19 protein-coding genes are annotated in these 18358 nt (G+C 52.9%); 6 read left to right on the top strand and 13 right to left on the bottom strand.

The window, feature by feature from the left end; translation table 11 throughout:
* Positions 1-30: 30 nt before the first annotated feature.
* The 4 genes from ACI2J2_RS10410 to ACI2J2_RS10425 form a co-directional block, all read right to left on the bottom strand.
* Positions 31-501 (bottom strand): YkgB family protein, encoded by a 471-nt coding sequence (locus ACI2J2_RS10410; RefSeq protein ID WP_209632386.1) that lies wholly within the window; start codon positions 499-501, stop codon positions 31-33.
* Positions 502-569: 68 nt separating this feature from the next.
* On the bottom strand, positions 570-875 hold the full coding sequence (locus tag ACI2J2_RS10415; protein WP_209632385.1) for a pentapeptide MXKDX repeat protein: 306 nt from the start codon (positions 873-875) through the stop codon (positions 570-572).
* A 61-nt stretch (positions 876-936) separates the two neighbouring features.
* Positions 937-1725, bottom strand: a complete 789-nt coding sequence (locus ACI2J2_RS10420) for a molybdopterin-dependent oxidoreductase (RefSeq protein WP_404760034.1) — start codon at positions 1723-1725, stop codon at positions 937-939.
* A gap of 10 nt (positions 1726-1735) precedes the next feature.
* Entirely contained in the window at positions 1736-2347 is a 612-nt protein-coding gene (locus tag ACI2J2_RS10425; protein WP_265556354.1) for a cytochrome b/b6 domain-containing protein, read from the bottom strand.
* Positions 2348-2497: 150 nt separating this feature from the next.
* On the opposite strand from ACI2J2_RS10425, the gene ACI2J2_RS10430 reads away from it, so the two are divergent.
* Together ACI2J2_RS10430 and ACI2J2_RS10435 are read left to right on the top strand one after the other, a co-directional pair.
* Complete coding sequence (locus ACI2J2_RS10430) at positions 2498-3211, top strand: response regulator transcription factor (RefSeq protein ID WP_265556353.1); 714 nt, start codon at positions 2498-2500, stop codon at positions 3209-3211.
* 3 nt (positions 3212-3214) lie between these two features.
* On the top strand, positions 3215-4681 hold the full coding sequence (locus tag ACI2J2_RS10435; RefSeq protein WP_404760035.1) for an ATP-binding protein: 1467 nt from the start codon (positions 3215-3217) through the stop codon (positions 4679-4681).
* 10 nt (positions 4682-4691) lie between these two features.
* Here ACI2J2_RS10435 and ACI2J2_RS10440 read toward each other — a convergent pair whose 3' ends face one another.
* From ACI2J2_RS10440 to ACI2J2_RS10480, 9 genes are all read right to left on the bottom strand, one after another.
* Complete coding sequence (locus tag ACI2J2_RS10440; RefSeq protein ID WP_404760036.1) at positions 4692-5396, bottom strand: fimbria/pilus periplasmic chaperone; 705 nt, start codon at positions 5394-5396, stop codon at positions 4692-4694.
* Positions 5365-6999, bottom strand: coding sequence for a hypothetical protein (locus ACI2J2_RS10445; RefSeq protein ID WP_209632379.1), 1635 nt, complete (start codon positions 6997-6999; stop codon positions 5365-5367). Before ACI2J2_RS10445 ends, ACI2J2_RS10440 begins: the two co-directional genes overlap by 32 nt.
* On the bottom strand, positions 6989-9511 hold the full coding sequence (locus ACI2J2_RS10450; RefSeq protein WP_404760289.1) for a CS1-pili formation C-terminal domain-containing protein: 2523 nt from the start codon (positions 9509-9511) through the stop codon (positions 6989-6991). Before ACI2J2_RS10450 ends, ACI2J2_RS10445 begins: the two co-directional genes overlap by 11 nt.
* 80 nt (positions 9512-9591) lie before the next feature.
* On the bottom strand, positions 9592-10260 hold the full coding sequence (locus tag ACI2J2_RS10455) for a hypothetical protein (protein WP_209634136.1): 669 nt from the start codon (positions 10258-10260) through the stop codon (positions 9592-9594).
* Positions 10261-10340: 80 nt separating this feature from the next.
* A complete protein-coding gene (locus tag ACI2J2_RS10460) occupies positions 10341-10928 on the bottom strand; it encodes a common pilus major fimbrillin subunit EcpA (protein ID WP_209632378.1) in 588 nt (195 codons plus the stop codon).
* A gap of 461 nt (positions 10929-11389) precedes the next feature.
* On the bottom strand, positions 11390-12019 hold the full coding sequence (locus ACI2J2_RS10465) for a LuxR C-terminal-related transcriptional regulator (protein WP_209632377.1): 630 nt from the start codon (positions 12017-12019) through the stop codon (positions 11390-11392).
* A gap of 204 nt (positions 12020-12223) precedes the next feature.
* Positions 12224-13063 (bottom strand): winged helix-turn-helix domain-containing protein, encoded by an 840-nt coding sequence (locus ACI2J2_RS10470; protein WP_209632376.1) that lies wholly within the window; start codon positions 13061-13063, stop codon positions 12224-12226.
* 546 nt (positions 13064-13609) lie between these two features.
* A complete protein-coding gene (locus ACI2J2_RS10475; protein WP_404760037.1) occupies positions 13610-15034 on the bottom strand; it encodes a heavy metal sensor histidine kinase in 1425 nt (474 codons plus the stop codon).
* Positions 15031-15702 carry a heavy metal response regulator transcription factor gene (locus ACI2J2_RS10480; RefSeq protein WP_209632374.1) on the bottom strand — a complete coding sequence of 224 codons (672 nt, stop codon included), beginning with the start codon at positions 15700-15702 and terminating at the stop codon, positions 15031-15033. Before ACI2J2_RS10480 ends, ACI2J2_RS10475 begins: the two co-directional genes overlap by 4 nt.
* Before the next feature lie 140 nt (positions 15703-15842).
* Between ACI2J2_RS10480 and ACI2J2_RS10485 the strand changes: the two genes are divergently transcribed.
* From ACI2J2_RS10485 to ACI2J2_RS10500, 4 genes are all read left to right on the top strand, one after another.
* Complete coding sequence (locus ACI2J2_RS10485; RefSeq protein WP_209632373.1) at positions 15843-16469, top strand: hypothetical protein; 627 nt, start codon at positions 15843-15845, stop codon at positions 16467-16469.
* A 58-nt stretch (positions 16470-16527) separates the two neighbouring features.
* Positions 16528-17133, top strand: a complete 606-nt coding sequence (locus tag ACI2J2_RS10490) for a cytochrome b/b6 domain-containing protein (RefSeq protein ID WP_209632372.1) — start codon at positions 16528-16530, stop codon at positions 17131-17133.
* Positions 17126-17893, top strand: a complete 768-nt coding sequence (locus tag ACI2J2_RS10495; RefSeq protein WP_209632371.1) for a molybdopterin-dependent oxidoreductase — start codon at positions 17126-17128, stop codon at positions 17891-17893. The genes ACI2J2_RS10490 and ACI2J2_RS10495 overlap by 8 nt, the downstream gene beginning before the upstream one ends.
* A gap of 246 nt (positions 17894-18139) precedes the next feature.
* Entirely contained in the window at positions 18140-18340 is a 201-nt protein-coding gene (locus ACI2J2_RS10500) for a hypothetical protein (RefSeq protein WP_209632370.1), read from the top strand.
* The last annotated feature ends 18 nt before the right edge of the window (positions 18341-18358 follow it).

Raw genomic sequence — 18358 nt, forward strand, 5'->3', positions numbered from 1 at the left:
AGGGCGCAGTTTTTTAAGCTGCGCCCTTTTTTACGATATCTCGTCAGGCAAATCGGATTTTAGCAACAGTATCGAACCCGCCAACAGCACCAGATCCTTTAGCAGAAAGCCGGTGGCACCGCCCATCGCCGGAAACCCACCGGCCGAGGCTTCCCAAGCGCCCGGCGTAGAGAAGATCAGCGTTAGGGTGGTCAGGTAGGTCAGCGTCGATCCCGCGGCCCCCAACAATCCCAAACGTCGTGACCAGAAACCCGCCAACAGCAAGAGGCCAAAGCTCCACTCGGCGACCCCCAATACATAACTGGCACCGCGAATGCCAAACACATCGTGCATCCAGGCCAACAGTGGGCTGTTGCCAATCAGTGGCACCAGCCCCTGCGCTTCATAGTCAAACCACTTGGCATAGCCGAAGGCGGCGAAGATCACCACCAACGCCAACCGCATAAAGGCCACATCCCAGTTTGAGCGCCTAAAGCGCTGCAGCCATATTGCCTGCATCATCGTTCCTCCCTTATTCTGCCCGCAGCCGAGCTAAAACAACCGGCTGTCCGGCTGCGGGGCACGGCGGTTTACTGCCCCATCGCGTCTTTTTTCATTTCATCTTTTTTCATGCCGTCTTTGGCCATGCTGTCTTTTTTCATACTGTCTTTCTTCATGCCGTCATGTTTCATCGCATCCTTACTCATGGAATCTTTTTTCATGCAGTCCTTGCCCATACAGTCTTTCTTCATACTGTCTTTGGCCATCCCGTCATGGGACATTGCACTCATACTGTCCTTTTTCATTGCGTCTTTGCTCATGCTGTCTGCAGCATTTGCACCTGCAACACCCAACATCAATGCGCTACACATCATCATTGCGAATAACTTTTTCATGGTATTTCCTTCTCTCATTTAAAAAGCACGTGTCGTGCAGGGGGAGTGTTCAGGGCAGCCGTTAGCTGCCGCCAAACCAGTTGTAACCTTGATCTTCCCAGTAACCACCGGGGAAACGATTGGTGACTTCAATCACCTGAATATGTTTCGGATTCTTGTAGCCGAGTTTGGTCGGCATACGCAGCTTCATCGGGTAGCCATATTTACGCGGCAGGATCTGGCCGTCGTAGGTCAGCGCCATAATGGTTTGTGGATGCAGCGCCGTGGCCATATCAATGCTGGTGTAATAGTCGTCGGCACATTTGAAGCTGACATATTTGGCGCTCAAGTCTGCACCGATCGCCTGGAGAAATTGCGAGAACGGCACCCCACCCCACTTGCCGATGGCGCTCCAGCCTTCAACGCAGATATGGCGCGTTACCTGGCTGATTTGCGTCATGCTGTGCAATTGCGGCAGTGTCCAGGGCTGTTTATTCAGCACCAGGCCGCTGACCTCAAGCCGGTAGTCGTCACCCTTGATGTCCGGTGCCTCCTCCTCGGCGTAAAACGCGTTGAACGGAAACGGACGGGTGATCATCGACTCAGCATATACCGGGGCCAAATGTTCGGCGTTGAACAGCCAGCCTTGTACCCGATCGTTAAACCGCGAGATACGATTCAACGCCTGTTCCACATGCGTGTTATCACTGATGTCACAGCCGGTGAGCATCGCAATACCGCCCAGTGTCAATCCGTTGCGCAGGAAGCGGCGGCGTGAGGAAGACGCCAGTTGGCGCGCCAGTAACTGCTGCGCTTCTCTGACAATCTCCCGCCCTTCACTCAGGCTAATGGGGTTTTTATCCGATTTCATCGGGTTCTCCTTAACGTCCACGCAACATGGCCAACAGCGTGCGTGGCACTAACGCCACCATCACCAAATGCACCAGAACAAAACCCACCAGCGCCGACATGGCATAAAAGTGGATATAGCGTGCCGCGTCATAGCCACCGAGCAACTCACGCAGCAGCGGAAATTGCACCGACTTCCACAACACCAGGCCAGAGAGCACCATCACCACACCGGCAACCATCACGAACAGATAAGCCGCGCGTTGCACCATGTTGTAGTGCCGTAAATCGCTGTGCCCGAGCTTGCCCCTCAACGCGGCAAACAGATCGCTCAGCAAGGCTTTGGGGCTCAGCGGCCAAAATTTGCGTTTCAGGCGGCCACTGAACAGATTTATCAGCAGATAACACAAGCCATTAATCCCAAACAGCCACATGCCGGCAAAGTGCCACTGCAACGCGCCCCCCAACCAACCGCCCAGCGTCAGCTCGTTCATAAAGCTGAAGTTAAATAAGGGTGAAGCGTTGTAGATGCGCCAGCCGCTGGTCACCATGATCAGCATCGCCAACGCATTCAGCCAGTGTGTCAAACGCAGCCACAGCGGATGGATCAACTCGGTTTTATCCGGCGTAATGGACATGGCCATGGTGTCTCTCCAGACGGCGTGATTTCGATGGGCTGAGTATCCAACTGATTTGTTCCCCAAGACCTCACGCAAAGTTAAATAAAATGTGATAACTCCGACTACGGGGGTTGTGTAGACTTCAATAAGGTCTGGCAATCAGCGGTGAGAAGAATGGAAAAGCCAAAGAAAATTTTAATCGTCGAGGATGACGGTAATATCGCGGAGCTGCTGCAATTACATCTGCGTGACGAGGGTTATGACATCAGCCATGCCGCCGATGGTAACGTCGGTATGGCGATGCTGGAACAGGGCGGCTGGGATGCGCTAATCCTCGATCTGATGCTGCCAGGAATTGATGGGCTGGAGATCTGCCGCCGTGCACGCAACATGACGCGTTACACCCCGATCATCATCACCAGCGCGCGATCAAGCGAAGTACATCGCGTACTCGGATTGGAACTGGGTGCTGACGACTACCTCGCCAAACCCTTTTCAATGTTGGAGCTGGTGGCCAGAGTCAAAGCGCTGTTTCGCCGCCAGGAAGCGATGAGTCGCAACTTGAAGATGGACGCCGGAACCCTGAGTTTTGACGGGTTAATCATCGATCCGATTGCGCGTGAGGTGCATTTGAATCAACAGGCGATCGATCTGACCCCACGTGAATTTGACCTGTTGTATTTTTTTGCCAAACACCCTGGAAAGGTCTTTTCCCGCCTCAGCCTGCTCAATCAGGTGTGGGGCTATCAGCATGAAGGCTATGAGCACACCGTAAATACGCATATCAACCGGCTGCGTATCAAGATCGAATCTAACCCGGCGGAACCCGAGCGCATCCTCACCGTGTGGGGTATGGGCTATAAATTCGCGGCAGCGCCGCAAGAGTGAACCATGAAAAATCTTACGCTAACGCAACGTCTGACCTTGATTTTCGCGCTGCTGATGGTGGTCAGCTGTGCTATTTCCGGCTGGATGCAGGTACGTAGCAGCACCCAGTACAGCCAGGCCGTGATCCAACGATTGTCCGGTAATCTGGCGCAGCACATTGCCGACAGTAACCCACTGCTTGGGCAAAATGGGCTAAATGCAGATTCGGTGCATAGCTTGTTCAATCAACTGATGGCAGTAAACCCCAGCGTTGAGGTCTACCTGCTCGACAAACAGGGCGACATCATTGGTAACGCAGCGCCGGCGGGCCATCTGAAACGGCAGAAAGTGGATTTACTGCCGATACAGGCGCTACTCAATGGCGCCAACATGCCGGTTTACGGCGATGACCCACGTAACCCTGATGCCAAAAAAGTCTTCAGCGCCGCGCCATTGAAGGTCAATGGTCAGATTGAAGGCTATTTATATGTGGTGCTGCTCGGCGAAGATTACGACGCCCTGGCCAGCAATGCGTCGTTTAACTCGGCGGTGACCATGGCGCTGTGGTCATCAGGCCTGATGGTGCTATTTAGCCTGGTGGCTGGCGGTTGCGCTTTCTATTGGGTGACTCGGCCTATCCGCCGTCTTACCCGCCAGGTCAGTGAACTCGATAGCGGCGGGATTGCCGCGGTACAAGCCTATGCTGCACTGCCCGTTGACAGCGACGGGCGTGATGAGGTCAGCCGATTACAACAGGCATTTAATCGCATGTCGCGGCGTATCGCCGAGCAGTGGCAGTCGCTTTCGCAACAGGATCAACAGCGCCGCGAGTTTATCGCTAATATTTCACACGACCTGCGTACCCCGCTAACCTCATTGCACGGCTATCTGGAGACACTGTCGGTAAAATCCGCCAGCCTGAGTGAAAACGATCGCCAGCGTTATCTGGAGATCGCCTTGGCACAAAGCCGCAAAGTGGGCCGGCTTGCACAGGAACTGTTTGAGCTGGCACGGCTGGAATATGGCGTGGTAAAACCGCAGAAAGAACCCTTCTCTCTGAGTGAGCTAGTACAGGACGTATTCCAGAAGTTCGAGTTGGCGGCCGAGGCTCGCCAACAAAGATTACTGGCGGATATCACCCCCGGTATTCCGTTGGTGTTTGCCGATGTCAGCATGATTGAACGGGTGCTGACCAATCTTTTGGATAACGCCATTCGTCATACCCCCCAAGGCGGCGAGATCGAGGTGCGTTTGTGGCAACAGGCAGGCAAAGTCCTGGTGCAGGTCAATGACAGCGGCCCGGGTATCCCACAAGAGTTACGCGCCGACTTGTTTATGCGCCCTTCCATTCTGAGCAGCGCCCGCCGGCATGCCAGTGGCCTGGGATTGATGATCGTTCGACGTATTTTGCTACTGCACGATAGCGATATCCAACTGGTCGAGCGACCACAAACCGGAGCCTGTTTCCGTTTTTCTATCCCGCTGCGCTAGCCCTTTATTGTCAGTTAAGGCAGCTTTTATCGACGCTGATAAATTTGTCGTTGTAGATAATAAATTTCTGCCCTTTCAGCCGAATACCGGCATGGGTCAGCGTATCACCGGGGCGCAGATATTCGGTGACGCCTTCTTCATCTGTGCTGTCACAGCCGGGTTTAAGCAGAAATTTAAAGTAGGTGTTACCGGTATTCGTCAGCGTCCCGCGCTGCAAATCAAGCCGATAGGCGAAGTTAGTTTGGCGTGGACGCACCACCAGAATGGTGTCCATCACCACTATCGGCTCCAAATTGGCCCCATTGGTCTGGCGCGCCGCCGGGTCGATAAAACGCGTCGGAATTTCGCGGAATGACACCCGGTAATAACGCTCGCGGTTATCCTGTGGGCCACGATAGAAGAACTTGTAATACTCACCCTGCCCCGCCTGCAGTTGGAGCTGGCGGGGCGCAAACAGCAGCTCTCCGTCTGCCGGGCGGCTGCGGGCTTCATTTTCGCCCGGTCGGTCGATAGCACGCAGAGTCACCTGATAAATACGTGCACTGCGATTATTGTTCAACACCCGTTTGGCGGTGAACGATTGGTCTTGATCCATGGTGAACGTCAAAGTACCGACATTCATCGCCGCTACGCTAAGTGGCAGGTACAGCAGCCAAAACAGCCAGAGTCTCACGGTGCCGCCCCTAGTTAATGTTGCGCCAAGTGGCTTCAACATGGATCTCCCCGGCTGCGCTGACGTCACCGTACCAACCATTACCGGCAATCGTCTTAAGCGAAATCGGGTTATTCATCGGGATACTGAATTTCACCCGGGTTTTGTTTAACACCCCGACCTCGCCGGAAATGTCATTCCAGGGTGTGCTGCTCCATAGCGCATTGGTCATGTCATGCCACTGTCCATCGCAACCAGCGTCATAGTGTTGCTGGCTGTTGGTGCTGGTGGTTATGCTGAGCGTCGCAGGGAACGGCACCTGGGTTTGGCTATCCGCCGAGGAAAACACGCAGTAACTTATCCCATTAATGACCTGCGTCGGGCCGGTAGCCATCACGCTGACCCGATCGGCCGCCGTCTTCCCGCTGGTCGTAACGATATACCCGAACTCCAGCGGCGGCTCTGCCGGGCCAACGTAACCTTCTCGATAGGGCCGATTGTCGAAGTCGTCAGCGATGATGCTAATGCTGAAATCACGGGGTTTGATGATGAGCTGATTAGACGTGGAAAACTCATACCAACCGGATTCCGGCGAGGTGGTATTTTGGAAACGGAAATTAATCAATTCGCGGGTGCCGCTGTCGGAAATACCCAGTTTCACCATCTGTTTAAAGAAATTACTGCCGAAAAAGACGTAAATCGCGTTGCTGCTCTTGAGCTCGTTAAAGGTGTAGTAGCTGCCAGTGCCTGAGGTGTTTTTCCAGTTGTTGCCGTTCAGGCTGAACTGCAAGTCAGCCGCGTTAACTGCCGACGTCAGCGCGGCATTGTTGATCGCCGGAAACACATGAATGGAGGTATTACTGACGCTGCCGTCGGTTTGCAGATCGTAACTGACCATTTTGCACATGATGCCGGAACGCGCACCTATCGTCTGGTTTTTGCAGTCGGCATTCCCCTCGCCAATGATCGGCACGCCGTCGCTGTTGACGAACACTTCCGACACCGCGTTGGTGTTGATAAACCGCAGATGGGCGGCCTTGCTGTGGGTCACAGTGCGCTTGTACCAGTTGCCCCTGGCTTGATTCTGGCAACGCTCCCCGTTACTGGCATCGTAAACATCGGGAGACTGGCAGCTATTGATCTGCATACTAAACGCATCACCTGCGGCCAGTTGCTTCAAGTATTGATAGAAGCTCGGCGACATCATGCCGTGCATCCATTTTGCTCCCCCCGCCGTCACCACCGCACCATAAAACCCCTTTTCATCGGTAGTTTGCGGCAAAATCAGGCTGGTATCCATATTGCAGCCGGCATACCAGTTAATGCAGCGTAACCCGAGAAACGGATTCTTGATCGGGGCATCTTCCAGCCACATGTCAAAGCGGTAATTCGTCGACAGCCCCGTGTTGTAGCCGTTATCCACATAACCCAGGCTTTGCTGATAGATGGTGCCGGATCCGCCGTATTTTAGCCCGGTCCATTTATTGGCACCGGTCATGCGCGGATCCAATGCCCCTGCGGGCGTGACAAAGAAGTTATCGTCTGCATTGTTTTCGACGAAGACATATTTCACCGTCGCGGCATTCGGCCAGTTGGTGACGGTAACCGCAGCGCGCAACGGCAAAACAACCCAAAGCATGAGCAGCAGCGCAATATTAGCCTTCATTAATCATGTCTCCTGCCTGTGTGTTGCCGGCATAGGTTTTCAGCCCGGTGCAGACCACATCACCGACCCACACGGCGCCCTGCGCCTTACTCAGATCCAAATCCACTTCACAGCTCTGGTTGCCGCTGTGGGTAAAGTCGATGACCGGGAATTTCTTGTCGACGTCCATGATGAATTCACCTTTCTCGTCCGTACGGGTGCGGCCGATATGGTTTTTGATATAGGCATTGGCCAACAGCGTGCCGTCTTCAGCCTTAATGCGACCGAACACCGTGACCATCTGTTTAATTTCCGGCGAGATCACCGCTACGTTGCCCGGATATAACGTCAGCTTGCTCTTGCGCTTGGTGACGATATCAAAGCTTTCCGCCGAGTTTTTGTTGTTCATCAGTTCGACGTCGTACTGGCCATACGGCGACAAGGGGACATAGTTCTTGTTGCCGGTCAGCTTCACCGTCCGCCCATCTACCCGGGCAGTCAGCATGCCGTCGTTTTCAATACCGGTATTAAAGATGATGCCCGCATTGCCCTCATTCCTGCCGCTGGCCGCAATATCACGCCCCTGCCAACCCACACTGCCGTTGGCGCTCAAGCTTGAGTTAACGTAACCGTCGGCAGAGCTGCTGACATTGACCGTACCGGTAGAATACTTGGTGTCAAAGCGCGCATAGGCACCGCCGTTGACGCTGTTGTCGCCGTGCGTGTCGCCGGAAATTGCACGCGACAGGTTGGCCCCGACGGTACGGATCGGTCCGTTTTGAATATCTTTACGTGCTGCCAAATTGGCCGTGGTATAGCCGTTCTGGTTTGAAACTCCAGCGCTGAGCCAGTTGCCCATCGGCAGCGAGAAATCCAGAGCGACGTATTTGCCCGTATTGGAACGGTTACCGCCGTTGTTATAACGCTGCACCCCGGCACGCACGCCAAGCGTGCCGAAACGGCCGGTGAAGATATTCTGGTAATAATCTGCGTTGTAATAATGGCTATCGTTCTTTTTATCGTCGTTATAACTGAGGCTTAAGCTCCCCAGCGGCGACCACAGCGCGCCAAAGTTCATCGTGCCGCCGATGGCGCGATTGTGCGCATCGTTTTGCAGCAATTTGTCACCAATCACCGTTTTTTCCTGATTGACCCACAGGCTGCTAAAACCACCGGGTAGCGCGGCGCTGACGCTATTGACCATGCTCCAGGAGCTGTCGGACGCCGCCATGTTCTGCACATTGAACTGAATGGATTCGCTCAGCGGCACGCTGAGGCGGCTTTCACCCACGGCATTGCTGTCAAACGAATAACCGGACAGCGCCCAATTCAGCGTATGCAGGTTACCGGTAGCGGAAGCACCGATCAGATAAGAGTCTTTGGCTGGCCGGTGACGCTGGCCATCTCCACGCCAATCATCCATGCGGATCATCCCCCCCCAAAACTGCCATGCCAGGGGCGCATTGGCGCCACGGTTGGGGCTGAATAATTTATTGACCCGCTGTATCCGCTTGTCTATCACCCTGCCATTGACCACCACTTCAACTTCAACGTCATAAATACCGTAAGGCAAATTGCCGGTGTCTACTTCATGGTTACCCATGGCAAAGTTCTGTACGCTCAGCAACCGCCCGTCACGGGATAAATGAACTTCCCCCGCCGAGGGAAAAAACGCCACGATCGGCGTCAGTGACTGGGTATTATCAAAGACGGTAGAGTTGGCTCGGTTGCCGTAGGACATGCCATAGATCTTGCTGGAATTGACGGTAGTGACCGGCCCCAGCGACTGCAAATTCCAGCTGTCGAGCATCCCGGCGGCAAAACGGCGACCGGCAAAATCGCGTTCGTACATCGCTTTATACAACGTCGCGTTCTCGTCGCCGCTACCGATGCCATAAACCGAACCGTTCACTTCCACGTGGTGCTCACGCAAGGCCGTAACGCTATTGAGCGACAGATAGCTGGAGGTATTGCCCTCGCTGGCCCGCGTGCGGTTGTCGTAAATGCCCAGGTTATAGTCCAGCGTGCTACTGACGGCATTGACGCTTGAAGCCCCAATGTCGCTGGAACGCGCACGCAGCATTGTTCCCATCGCAGACTCTTTCACCACCAGTTGCAAATTAAGCTGACGGAAATCCAATGCCAACCAGGCGTCCGGCGTCAGCGCAATACGCTGCTGCCGATCAAAATTGGCTTCCTGCAACGCCTGTAGCTGTGCCAGGGTTTCCGCGGTCAACGGCGTACTTTCGTCACCGTCCTCCAGCGTAATCTGACGAATTTTCAGTTGGCCGTTATCCAGGTACAAGAAAGCATGGCCGATGCGGATGTCGTCTTTTACGCCGCTGTTTTTTTCAAAGTGCAACGACAGGGGAATGCTCATACCTTCGCGCAGCGCCAGACTGAACGTCTGTGGGATCAATACGCCATCAATTTGAGTCAGCCCGGCAGCCATCGTCGACTGACCCGGCAGCAGGACGGCAGGAAGTACGATCGCGCCGGCGGCAAACAACGTTTTCAACAGCACATCATCCAGCGCACCTTTCACATCCCCCTCCTTGAATTCTTGTTATGAGTTCCATTCCGCATAGGCTTTACCCTGGGTTCCGCAGCGTGCTATTTCACCGGAATAAACTGTTCGCCATGCCACAGCGCTACGCGACCTTTCTTGTCGCCGACGTCCACCTTGCTGAAAGCGCGTGCCTTGCCAGGCATGACAAAATAGTTTTCCTTGCAGTCATTGCCGTCTTTCTTGTTGCGGCAGTTTCCGTAGGCCACCACCTTAAAGGTGGCGTTGCCGGTGTTTTTAATCTGGCCGTTGGCAAACTGATAGTTGAATTGGTCCTGTCTTGGGGCCACCACCAAAATGGTGCCGATACGTGCTGATGTCGTCGCAACCGCGTTACGTTTGGCCGAGTTTTGCCCCACGTCGCTCAACGCCTGATCGAACCAGACAATGCGATAATAGCGTTCCTGATTGTCGTTGGGGCCTTTGTAATAGAAGCGGATCACGTCGCTGGCATTGGCCGGCAATATCAGGCTGGCTGGCGACAGCAACATTTCATCTTTGCTGCCCATCGGGATCACCGTCCCGGACTCCAGCGGGTTGGAAATACGCTCAATACTGATGTTCACCAGACGACCACTGTCGGTGGTGTTTTTGATTTCTTTGCTCAGACGTGCGCTATCGCTGTGCATGAACGCGCTGATCTCACCGACGTCGAGCGCCAAAACAGGTTGAGACAGCGATAGCAGCAGGAGAGCTGCAGAAGAGAAGCCTTTCATGCGGGTATTCCCGTAACGTTCTTCAATAAGCATGAATAAACAGGGGGTTTCCCCCCTGCATTAAACCGATAACTCAGGAATTAAGCCGTCCAGGTGGCGTTGAATTCAACGCTCACGTCGCCGCTCCAGATACCTTCCGGCAGGGTGCTGAAGTCGGTCACGGCGGTGGTGCCGTCAGAAGTGGCACCAATGATGGTGAAGGTGAACTGATCTTGGGCGCTGGTGCGAACCGCCTGGTTGTACGCATTGGACAACGCGCTGAGGTTGCCGCCCAGGATGCCGGCAGAGGTGTCGATCATGGTGGTTTCAGCGGTTTTCTCTACGGCTGCACCGTTGTAGTTCACACCGACATCCAGAGTTGAGCCCGAGGTATCAAGCTGAGTCAGGGTGTTGGAAACCAGTTTGGATGTCAGTTTGAAGGCCGTTGCCGTAGCATCCCCTTCCACTGTCACGTCAAACAGACCTTTCTGGCTGTTAAAACCCTTGATGCCTTCCGCGTAGTTAAAAGACAGGCTGCCAATTGGGGTAACAACCAGTTTGCTGGTGGTGTCTTTCTTCGCGGTAGCAGACCAGGTAGCCAGCGCCTGAGCGGTGACATCGGCGGCTTGTGCAGTGCTGACCGCAGCGAAGGCTGAAATGATTGCCAAAGCCAGTGTAATTTTCTTCATGGTAAAACTCCCTTCAACTGTAAATATGATTGTGCGTCCATTAGCGTGACGTGCTTTAGCCTGTCGCTTGCATAAGTGCTTTTAGCCAGTCTGCTTGACGGAGAAAAGAGTAACCGCATCAGATCAAAAAAGAATCATTAACTATCAACGCGCAAATATTTAGATTTTAATTCTTACATTAACCTTTACATCACCATAATTAACATTAATAAACCAAGCAATGGATTCGACAAGGACAAAATGCCTGACGTTTTTCTGGCCAATTAAACCGCCGCAAAAGCACATAAAGTGCCCAATTATGACAAGTCAAAAATAAGGCTGCGCAAGCGGGTTTTGTAGGATGTTTAATTTGATGTAAATCAAATTCATTGGAACGACCGTCAAGCCGTAAATAAGATGTCAGACAGGCGGGGGTTATACCGCCGGTGTACCTTGTCCCCAGGCAGAGCGGCGGTAAATATTCAGGCAGGATGTTGAATTCTGAAAGCCAGGATCAGACGCATAAATCCGGCCTGATTAAGGCTAAGTTTGCGCATAATATTCAGCTTATGGCTACTGACCGTTTTGCAACTACGATGCGTTACGTTGGCGATACGTCGGGGGTTGGCATCGGTAATCATCATCGCCAATATTTGCCATTCACTGCGGGAAAGCGGCGCTATCGACGATGTCAGCACGGCCTGAATACCAGGACTACGGTATATCTCCCCCCTGCCGGTAGCGATGATAGCTTCAAGCAGGCATTCCAACGGCTCGCTTTTTGCCACCAGGGTGACATGTTGTTCCTTAGCCAGGATGGCCAATATGCTGGCATTGGTCACGTCAGTAAATATTATCACGGGCGTTTTCGGCCAAATATCATTTATCGTCAGTATGTAACGTAATACATCATACAAACTCTCATTTTCATTATACAATTCCATAATGAGGATTTGCCTCTCATTTTCCTGTAATGAAGTCTCTATTCCCCTGATGCTGTAGACAAATTGATGGCGTATAGGCTCGCGTTCAATAAGTGACCGTAATCCTTCTCTCGCCCAGGGATTGGGCTCAAAAAAGAGAATAGCCGCCTTGGAAGTGGCATTCTTCATAATCCATTACCATAAATTAGGTATAAAATAGCGATTTAAGCGAAGACGCTGGACATTGTTAGTTAACCAAATATAAAACTTCCGTCGGATAAATGCTGCATTATCCGCCAAGTGACAAAAGTTAAGTATTTAATATCACGGTAATAGCATTGGTGGCATATTCCTTTCCCCCGGGGCGGTGTTCGTCCTGACACCAATGAGTGATCAATTGATAATTTCTGCGTTGTCGCTTTCAAGACCTGAACAAATTTCCACCCTGTGCTCACGCAAAATACGGCAGCGCAGAACAAATAGCCGAGAAATACCGGAAATGTATGAGCGCACCTGATTGCTACGCACTACCAGCAAAAATTCGTCACCGTTGCATTCTGCTGCCTGCATACCCGCATACGCCAGAATATCGCGGCTCAGGCCCGCACCGACGATGCCAGAAGCACCGGGGATAGACATAAACACCTTACAGCTGCTGGCCTTCCCCAGATAAATTTCCTGCCGTGCAATGGAGCCAGAAAGGTAGGTCGTAATACCGGCCACCAGCATGATCACCCCTAACGCAACGACACTGGCTATCGCCCACCAACGCAGAGAAAACCCCGCATACACTGGCCCCCCCCTTTCAATTTCTGTTGCTGCGTGCGTTATTTCCGGCTTATCGGGTATGTCTGGCGTGTCCGGTATTGCTATGTTTGGTGGCCTGTTTTCTGGTCCTTCGCAGGACTCAACCAGAATTTCATAGCGCAACATAAAACCAACTTTGGGGACGGTAGCGATGACCTCATCCTCAATACCCAGGTTTTTAATTACCCGTCGTAACTTACTCACGCATTGGTTAAGATTATTGTTACCTGAAATCATCCCGTAATCATCCCAAACCTTCTTGAATATCACATCACGGCTAACAGCTTCACCGTGATGGGTAAGCAATAGCAACAGCAGTCGCTTTGAAGGGTTGGAAATAGAGATGGGATCCTCAGATAACTCCGTCAGGCTCAGGGTACCCGTATCCGCATCAAAAATTATGTGATCGTTTAATCTATATTTCATTTTTCACAGGTTTCACTTTGGGGATTATTTATCGCCTGGCGCTAAATGTTAATAGAACATTAATCAATATTTAATCAGGTTGATTTTCTAAGCGTGGCTATCAACTATAATGATTATCAATTAACGCCAAAATTAGATGCTTCTCCACCTTATCGCATTCGATATAAGATTTTTCTCATAAGCCTTAAACAAAGATTATACAAACATCACAGTCATTGATATATTTATATGTAAAGTAACTTAAAGTTAGTTTTTTTTTTGTAAATCTTTTCCTTTAAGCTGAAAATCCTAATCATTCATTTAATGCAAGCACTTTTAATAGGAAGGTAATGAAAGGTGAATTTTGACAACTTTGGATTTAGTCAAAAAATCAGCGTTATAACGCGAAATCTATGCGATTAAAGGCGGAATTAATTTTTTGATTCGAGGGTAATTGGGCAAACAACGAGGAAAATGAAAGTAAACAGTTACGAATAAAATGCGATGCCAGCCCCGTCCAACCACGCTACATGAATCGCACCTGAACGTATAAATATGAGGTGTACATTAGGCTGAGGCAGGAAATACCAGACTAAAAACAATGTGGGCAGACATATCATATTCGGTGCAGCGAACGATCGCCTTACCGCCATGCAGCGTCATGATTGCCCTGACGATGGCCAGCCCCAAACCACTGGCATGGTTACCGGCACTGCGCGCAGCATCAGCACGGTAGAAACGATCAAACAGCTTATCCCGGTGTGCCGGTGCAATCGGTGGCCCCTGGTTAGTCACTTCAATCACGCATTCCCCCGTTGTTTGAGCGCTAACCCGCAACCCTATTTGGCTGTTTTCGTCGGCATAACGCACAGCATTAGACACCAGATTGCTCAAGGCACGCTGAAACAGCATGGCGTCTGCCAGCAAGTCCCCTTGTCCCTGACAAACCAACGTAATCCCGCGTTCCTCCGCCAAGCCTTCGAAATAGTCTGCCACCCGCTGCAACTCTTTCGCCACATCGAGACGGCTATAGTTCAGCACCGCCTGCCCCTCACCGGCACGCGCCAGGAACAGAATGTTCTCCACCATACGGGAAATGCGTTCCAGTTCGTCCATGTTATTCGACAGTAGCGTTTCATACTCTTCCACACTGCGTGACTGATACAACGCCACCTGGCAATGCCCCATCAATGCCCCCACCGGGGTCCGAATTTCATGCGCCAAGTCGGCAGAAAACTGTGTCAGGCGCAGATAACCTTCGTTCAGGCGATCGAGCATGGCATTGAACGAACGGGTCAACTGTTGCAATTCCTTTGGTGCCCCTTGCTCACTCAGACGGGTCGACAGCGTATTTGGCGTTATCACTGCCGCCTGAGCCGCCATACGCCAGAGCGGTTGTAATCCGCGACGCATCACCCAATATCCCAGCAGCGCGATCAAGATAAATGCCACAACAACGGCCGCCACTATCCGCCAAAGATAACGGGCCAGCATCTTCTGTTCGTTTATCATCACGTGGGCTGCCGAGATTTGCAGCAAATTACCGTCTTCCAGTTTGATCAGCGCCGATGCGACGCGTAATGGCACACCTTGCGCCGTCTGCCCACTCTGCACCGCACTCACACGCTGGGGTGTATCAAGGGGCGTTGGAGTGATCGGCGGCAGAGTCAGTTTGGCGGGGTTCACATTGATTAACGGCTTCTTTCCCGGCTGTTGAAAAATCAGCACGTCCTGCTCATTGCCCAACATATTTTCGAACAAGCCGGTATTCGCCGTCAGCCGCTCGATAGGGAAACGCTGGCTGAGCAAATTGCGGTAATACTCGACCCGTCCGGTGACCTGTAAATCGCTGCGGGTGATCATCTCCTGACGCATCGCACCGTAAAGGTACCAACCCGCTCCGCTGACAACCAACGCCGCGACCAGCGCAAACAACATGGCACTACGAAGCGTCAGCGACAGCGCACGCCAGCGTTGGATGCGTATTTTCATGAGCGCGGCTCGCAAACGTAACCAATACCGCGCACGCTGTGGATCAATTTGACGTCAAACGGCCGATCAATCTTTGCGCGCAGCCGCTTAATCGCCACGTCCACGACGTTGGTATCACTGTCAAAATTCATGTCCCACACCTGGGACGCGATCATGGTACGTGACAATACCTCGCCTTCCCGCCGTACCAGCAGGTGCAACAGCATAAATTCTTTGTTGGTCAGTGGAATCACCACATCTTGCCGCACGGCCTTACGCCGCAGAACGTCCAGCTGTAAATCGGCAATTGCGTAGTGGTCGGCTTCTCGCACCGTACCGCGGCGCAGCAACGTCCGCAGGCGCAGCACCAGCTCGGTAAAAGAAAAGGGTTTAATCAAATAGTCGTCAGCGCCCAACTCCAGGCCATGGATGCGATCCTGCACCCCATCGCGCGCGGTCAGAAACAGGATTGGCACGTCACTTTTCTTGCGTAGAACCTCAATGATCTGCCAACCGTCCAACCCCGGCAGCATCACGTCGAGCACAATGGCGTCGTAAGCCTGTTCCAACGCCTGAAACAGGCCATCGGTACCGTTACGTGCCAAATCGACGCTGTATCCCGCCTCCGTCAGCCCTTTCTTCAGGTAATCGCCCGTGCTGATGTCGTCTTCAACCACCAGTATTCGCATTGTCATCGCCTCATTACACCAGCGGAAATACTAGCAGTTTCGGCGGACATTCTTGATGACATTAATGTCATCAAACAGACATGGTGCTGTCCCTATTGTTCAACCATGCTTAATCGGCAACCTTAACAGAGGAAAACTTTATGATTACCCGTCATCGTTTTGCCGGTTTGCTGCTGTCCACCCTCATGCTGTGTAGCGGGGCCGCAGGCGCGGCTCAAGCAACAGGCAAGGTCATTGCCCCACTGCGTGGCACTATCGACCAGGTTACCGACAGCAGCCTACAGGTCACCGACCGTAAAGGGGAGAAGGTCAGCGTTAAACTCAACGATCAAACCCGGGTGCTCAGCGTCTCGAAAGGCACCCTGGATGACATTAAACCGGATAGCTTTATCGGCACTGCGGCAGTACCACAACCGGACGGCTCACTGAAGGCGCTGGAAGTCCACGTCTTCGCCGCCAGCCTGCGCGGTACCGGTGAAGGGCACTCCGCCTGGGAGTCTGCCGACGGCAAAGTCGATACCATGACCAACGGCACCGTTGGCAAGCTGGTTAAATCCAATGGCCGCACGCTGACCGTGACCTACGGTAACCAGCAGAAGACCGTTAACGTGCCGGAAGATGTGCCGATCGTCACCCTGGATCCCGGCGACCGCAGCCTGCTAAAACCCGGTGCACACATCGTGCTGTTTTCTGCCACGGACGACAAAGGCGAACGCGTCGCCACCCGTATTTCCGCCGGGAAAGACGGCACCGTTCCGCCGATGTAATTAGGTTGTGCCCCGCCATTGGCAATGTCATGACGGGGCACCGTCTAAGGAGTGCATAATGAAAACCCCCGTACGGCGGCCGGTGCACCGCTGGCCAGTCCGCATCACCCATTGGGTTAACCTGTTCGCCATGGTTTGCATGTTTATGAGCGGCTGGGAGATCTACAACGCCTCACCCCTGTTCGGTTTCCGCTTCCCGCCGCTGGTCACACTTGGCGGTTGGCTGGGCGGCGCGATTGGCTGGCATCTGGCGGTCATGTGGCTTTTGGCCGGCAATGCGCTGTGCTATTTGCTGTGGAGCCTGTTCAGTGGCCATTTCCGTCATGACCTGTTGCCGCTCAGCGCCGGCGCACTGCGACAGGATATCTGGCAGGCGCTGACGCTACGGCTAACGCATCAGCATGGTCGTTATAACGCCATTCAAAAACTGATGTATCTCGGGGTGCTGGTTCTGGGACTGCTACTGGTGCTGTCCGGCCTGGCAATCTGGAAGCCGGTGCAATTACAAGGATTAGTGAGTCTGTTTGGTGGCTTTGACACGGCACGTTACGTTCACTTTTTTGCCATGTCCGGTATTGGCTTATTTGTGATCATTCACCTGTTGATGGTGATTATCGTGCCGCGCACGTTGTGGGCAATGATTACGGGTGGCAAACATGAATGATAAAAAACAACGGCCTTTAGCACCGACGCTGGAACCGGACCAAAAGAAACAGCTGGTCAATCTGCAACGCCGTCTGATGCTACGTTCGGGTCTGACGCTGGGCGGCATCGCCATGCTGACCGGTTGCAACCTCCAAGACGGGGACCAGGTGGATAACGTGTTGTGGGCCATGTCGCGCTGGAACGATCGGGTGCAGGCCTGGCTGTTTAACGGCCAAAAGCTGGCGCAAACCTATAGCCCGGAGCAAATTACCCATCCGTTCCCGTTTAACGCGTTTTACCCCGAGTACAACGTCCCAGAGGTAGATCTTGCCAGTTATCGTCTGGAAGTCTCCGGCAAAGTCGAGAAAACCGCCTCCTGGACACTCGAACAGTTGCAACGCTTGCCGCAGCAGAGCCAAATAACCCGCTTGATTTGCATCGAGGGGTGGAGCGCCATCGGTCAATGGGGCGGCGTGCCGCTGCGCAACTTTCTGCAGCATGTCGGCGCCGATCTGAACGCCCGCTATGTGGGTTTCAAATGCGCGGACCGTTATTACTCCAGTATCGACATGGCCACAGCGCTGCATCCACAAACCATTCTGGCGTTGGATTTCGCGGGTAAAGCACTGCCGGCCGATTACGGCTACCCGCTACGGCTGCGAGTGCCAACCAAGTTGGGATTCAAGAACGCCAAACATATCGCCGCCATTTTTGTCAGTGATACCAACCCCGGTGGCTACTGGGAAGATCAGGGTTATAACTGGTTTAGCGGAATTTAGTGTTCTGCGCGGCGCCGCGCAGAAAGCCGATTAGCCGCATGAATTATACCTTTTCTGAACGTGAGTACCTATTCGTCGACGGGGTAGGTAAAACTATTATCGACTTCGGTATCCAATATCAAGCCAGGCTTGTTTTTAGCGTCCCCTTGAGACCGGCTTTGGCCAAAATCTATGATCAACTATTGAAAAAACACGCTCAAAGAGTACGGTATTTGTACAAAATGGAATTCATAAAGGACGGACTCTATGTCATCGAAATTTAACGCCTTGGAGCACGCGTTGGAGCCGGATTTTACCTCTCCAAGTATTAAAGAACAGCGCCTGAAAGCCATGCAAGCCTTCCATGAAGCCTGGTGGGAACAACGATGTCAGGAATGGCGTGAACGAGGCCAACTCGGTGAGCCGGGACCGGTCATCCATCATTACGATACCGCCAAGATGCCATAACCCCCGCCAGGGGGCTCT

It is taken from the genome of Serratia sp. NPDC087055, assembly GCF_044900985.1.
Classification (GTDB): Bacteria; Pseudomonadota; Gammaproteobacteria; order Enterobacterales; family Enterobacteriaceae; genus Serratia.

Bases quoted from the DNA above. Each gene is read 5' to 3' on its own strand.
- ACI2J2_RS10410 (WP_209632386.1), bottom strand. From the start codon at position 501: ATGATGCAGGCAATATGGCTGCAGCGCTTTAGGCGCTCAAACTGGGAT.
- ACI2J2_RS10415 (WP_209632385.1), bottom strand. From the start codon at position 875: ATGAAAAAGTTATTCGCAATGATGATGTGTAGCGCATTGATGTTGGGT.
- ACI2J2_RS10420 (WP_404760034.1), bottom strand. From the start codon at position 1,725: ATGAAATCGGATAAAAACCCCATTAGCCTGAGTGAAGGGCGGGAGATT.
- ACI2J2_RS10425 (WP_265556354.1), bottom strand. From the start codon at position 2,347: ATGGCCATGTCCATTACGCCGGATAAAACCGAGTTGATCCATCCGCTG.
- ACI2J2_RS10430 (WP_265556353.1), top strand. From the start codon at position 2,498: ATGGAAAAGCCAAAGAAAATTTTAATCGTCGAGGATGACGGTAATATC.
- ACI2J2_RS10435 (WP_404760035.1), top strand. From the start codon at position 3,215: ATGAAAAATCTTACGCTAACGCAACGTCTGACCTTGATTTTCGCGCTG.
- ACI2J2_RS10440 (WP_404760036.1), bottom strand. From the start codon at position 5,396: ATGTTGAAGCCACTTGGCGCAACATTAACTAGGGGCGGCACCGTGAGA.
- ACI2J2_RS10445 (WP_209632379.1), bottom strand. From the start codon at position 6,999: ATGAAGGCTAATATTGCGCTGCTGCTCATGCTTTGGGTTGTTTTGCCG.
- ACI2J2_RS10455 (WP_209634136.1), bottom strand. From the start codon at position 10,260: ATGAAAGGCTTCTCTTCTGCAGCTCTCCTGCTGCTATCGCTGTCTCAA.
- ACI2J2_RS10460 (WP_209632378.1), bottom strand. From the start codon at position 10,928: ATGAAGAAAATTACACTGGCTTTGGCAATCATTTCAGCCTTCGCTGCG.
- ACI2J2_RS10465 (WP_209632377.1), bottom strand. From the start codon at position 12,019: ATGAAGAATGCCACTTCCAAGGCGGCTATTCTCTTTTTTGAGCCCAAT.
- ACI2J2_RS10470 (WP_209632376.1), bottom strand. From the start codon at position 13,063: ATGAAATATAGATTAAACGATCACATAATTTTTGATGCGGATACGGGT.
- ACI2J2_RS10475 (WP_404760037.1), bottom strand. From the start codon at position 15,034: ATGAAAATACGCATCCAACGCTGGCGTGCGCTGTCGCTGACGCTTCGT.
- ACI2J2_RS10480 (WP_209632374.1), bottom strand. From the start codon at position 15,702: ATGCGAATACTGGTGGTTGAAGACGACATCAGCACGGGCGATTACCTG.
- ACI2J2_RS10485 (WP_209632373.1), top strand. From the start codon at position 15,843: ATGATTACCCGTCATCGTTTTGCCGGTTTGCTGCTGTCCACCCTCATG.
- ACI2J2_RS10490 (WP_209632372.1), top strand. From the start codon at position 16,528: ATGAAAACCCCCGTACGGCGGCCGGTGCACCGCTGGCCAGTCCGCATC.
- ACI2J2_RS10495 (WP_209632371.1), top strand. From the start codon at position 17,126: ATGAATGATAAAAAACAACGGCCTTTAGCACCGACGCTGGAACCGGAC.
- ACI2J2_RS10500 (WP_209632370.1), top strand. From the start codon at position 18,140: ATGTCATCGAAATTTAACGCCTTGGAGCACGCGTTGGAGCCGGATTTT.